2 protein-coding genes and 1 pseudogene are annotated in these 2,475 nt (G+C 72.2%); all 3 read left to right on the forward strand.

The genetic code is table 11. From position 1 onward, the window contains the following. Positions 1-73: 73 nt before the first annotated feature. Positions 74-1,075 (forward strand): proline racemase family protein, encoded by a 1,002-nt coding sequence (locus tag AB0J09_RS62250; RefSeq protein WP_360713576.1) that lies wholly within the window; start codon positions 74-76, stop codon positions 1,073-1,075. Between the two features lie 7 nt (positions 1,076-1,082). Further along, positions 1,083-2,054: a proline racemase family protein gene (locus AB0J09_RS62255; protein ID WP_360713578.1), complete on the forward strand. Its 972-nt coding sequence runs from the start codon at positions 1,083-1,085 to the stop codon at positions 2,052-2,054. Beyond that, positions 2,051-2,475, forward strand: a pseudogene (locus AB0J09_RS62260) (ornithine cyclodeaminase family protein); the annotation flags it as partial. The gene AB0J09_RS62255 and the pseudogene AB0J09_RS62260, both read left to right, overlap by 4 nt.

Consider the following 2,475-nt stretch of genomic DNA (forward strand, 5'->3'; position numbering starts at 1 on the left):
GGCAGCCGCTGACGGACGAGCAGGCCGCTATCGTGCGAGCGGCGACCGAGAAGGCACTTGCAGAAGGGCTGCGATGAGGACAAAGCGCGTTTTCCACGCCGTCGACTCCCATACCGAGGGCATGCCCACCCGCGTCATCACCGGCGGGATCGGCGTGATCCCCGGCGCCAGCATGGCCGAGCGGCGCGTCTACTTCCGCGACAACCTCGACCACATCCGCACCCTGCTCATGACCGAGCCGCGCGGCCACTCCGCCATGAGCGGCGCCATCCTGCAGCCGCCCACCAGGCCGGACGCCGACTTCGGCGTGCTGTTCATCGAGGTGTCCGGGCTGCTGCCGATGTGCGGGCACGGCACCATCGGCGTGGCCACCGTGCTCGTCGAGACCGGCATGGTGGAGGTCGTCGAGCCCGTCACCACCGTGCGCCTTGAGGTGCCGGCCGGGCTCGTCGAGGTGGACGTGGCCGTCGAGGACGGTCAGGCGATGTCGGTGACGTTGCGCAACGTGCCGTCCTACTGCGACCGGCTCGACGCCACCGTGCGGGTGCCCGGGTTCGGGGAGGTCCCGTACGACCTGGCGTACGGCGGCAACTTCTACGCCGTCGTCAACCTCGACTCCTACGGCCTGCCCTTCGACCGCAAGGCCAAGAACGAGATCATCGCCGCCGGCCTGGCCACCATGGAGGCCATCAACGCGGCCGACGAGCCCGTGCACCGCGAGGACGACCGCATCCGCGGCTGCCACCACGTCTACTTCGCCGCACCAGGCTCCGACGCCCACCATTCGCGGCACGCCATGGCCATCCACCCGGGCTGGTTCGACCGCTCGCCGTGCGGCACCGGCACCAGCGCCCGGATGGCGCAGCTGCACGCGCGCGGCGAGCTGCCGCTCGGCCGGGACTTCGTGAACGAGTCGTTCATCGGGACCCGGTTCATTGGCCGGCTCCTGGAGGAGACCACCGTGGGCGGCGCGCCGGCCGTCATCCCGTCGATCACCGGCCGGGCCTGGATCACCGGCACCGCCCAGTACTTCCTTGACCCGCGCGACCCGTTCCCCGCCGGGTTCGAACTGTGAGCAGCGCATGATCACGACGGTGGACTACCACACGGGTGGGGAGCCGTTCAGGATCGTGACCGGCGGCGTGCCCGGCATCCCGGGAGCGGACGTGCTCTCCCGGCGGGCCGCCGCCATGGCGGAGCCCGAGGTCGACGACGTGCGGCGGCTGCTGTGCCACGAGCCGCGCGGTCATGCCGACATGTACGGCTGCTTCCTCGTGCCGCCGGACGACCCGGGCGCCCTGTTCGGGGCGCTGTTCTGGCACAAGGACGGGTTCTCCACCGCCTGCGGCCACGGCACCATCGCGCTGGGCGTCTACGCCGTGCACGAGGGAATGGTCGCGGCGGATCCCGACGGGGAGACGGACGTGGTCATCGACGTGCCGTCCGGGCGCGTCACGGCGCGGGTGCGCTGCTCCGCGGGGCGGGTGCGCGGCGTGACGTTCGTCAGCGTGCCGTCGTACGTGGTGGCGCGGGACGTGGCGGCCGGCGGGACGAAGGTCGACATTTCGTACGGTGGTGCGATTTATGCATCCGTGCCCGCCGGGGCGCTGGGCCTGTCCGTGGAGCCCGGGCACCTGACGGCGCTCATCGGCCACGCCCGCCGGATCAAGGCCGACCTGGTAGGCCACCCGGCCACCCGGCATCACTCCGACGACCGGCTGTCCGGCGTCTACGGCGTGATCTTCTACGACGAGCTGCCGGACGTGGACGGGGTGGCGCACCAGCGGAACGTGACGGTGTTCGCCGACGGGGAGGTGGACCGCTCGCCGTGCGGGTCCGGCACGGCGGCCCGGCTGGCGCTGCTGCACGGCTCGGGGCTGCGCGGGCCGCTGATCCACGACAGCATCGTCGGCAGCACCTTCCGCGCGCGGGTGGGCGAGGTCCTGGACGACGGGATCGTGCCGGAGATCGAGGGCATGGCGTACCGGACGGGGCGGCACACCTTCGAGCTCGATCCCGACGATCCGATGGGATTGGGGTTCACGCTGCGATGACCGGATTGCCATATCTCGACGCCGCCACGCTGGAGCGGCTGGTGCCCATGGGGCGGGCCGTGCGGATCCTGGAGGACGCGCTCCTTGCGGGACTCGATCCCGAGGCCACGCCGCAGCGGCCGATCGTGGACGTGCCGGCCGGGCAGCTGCTGCTCATGCCCGCCGCGGCCGGGCGGTACGCGGGGGTGAAGGCCGTCACCATCGCGCCGGGCAACGCCGATCGCGGGCTGCCCCGGATCCAGGGGACGTACCTGCTGTTCGACGGCGACACCCTGACCCCGCTCGCGGCCCTGGACGGGATCGCGCTCACCTCACTTCGCACCCCCGCCGTCTCCGCCCTCGCCGTCCGCCACCTGGCCTCCGGGGATGCCCGGCGGCTGGTGGTGTTCGGGAGCGGGCCGCAGGCGTGGGGGCACGTGCT

The organism is Nonomuraea sp. NPDC049784 (assembly GCF_040659615.1).
Taxonomy (GTDB): domain Bacteria; phylum Actinomycetota; class Actinomycetes; order Streptosporangiales; family Streptosporangiaceae; genus Nonomuraea.

What these genes read in the sequence shown, in the direction of transcription:
- AB0J09_RS62250 (WP_360713576.1), top strand. Translation starts at nt 74, where the DNA reads ATGAGGACAAAGCGCGTTTTCCACGCCGTCGACTCCCATACCGAGGGC.
- AB0J09_RS62255 (WP_360713578.1), top strand. Translation starts at nt 1,083, where the DNA reads ATGATCACGACGGTGGACTACCACACGGGTGGGGAGCCGTTCAGGATC.